1 protein-coding gene is annotated in these 257 nt (G+C 62.3%); it reads left to right on the forward strand.

The window, feature by feature from the left end; translation table 11 throughout:
• Nucleotides 1-63 precede the first annotated feature (63 nt).
• On the forward strand, nucleotides 64-257 hold a 194-nt coding region (locus SB772_RS42945), incomplete at its 3' end, for an alpha/beta fold hydrolase (protein WP_410838888.1).

Here is a 257-nt window from a genome sequence, read left to right on the forward strand (position 1 = left end):
GTATCGCACAGGTACCTCGCCCGGCTCCACGCGGTCCTTGGCGCGGATTCCCCCACCTATTCCTTGGACCTGCCAGGTTTCGCAGGCACGCCCAAGCCGGGACGGCGACTTCAGGTAGAAGATTACGGGGCGTTCATTGCCGCGGCCTTGGCGTCCTGCGGAATCGAGTCCTACATTTTGGTGGGCCATTCCATGGGGGTGCAGTTCGCGATTGAAGCTGCGTTGCATGCACCGGAGCATGCCGATCGCGTGGTCTT

The organism is Paraburkholderia sp. SIMBA_030, assembly GCF_046535245.1.
Classification (GTDB): Bacteria; Pseudomonadota; Gammaproteobacteria; order Burkholderiales; family Burkholderiaceae; genus Paraburkholderia.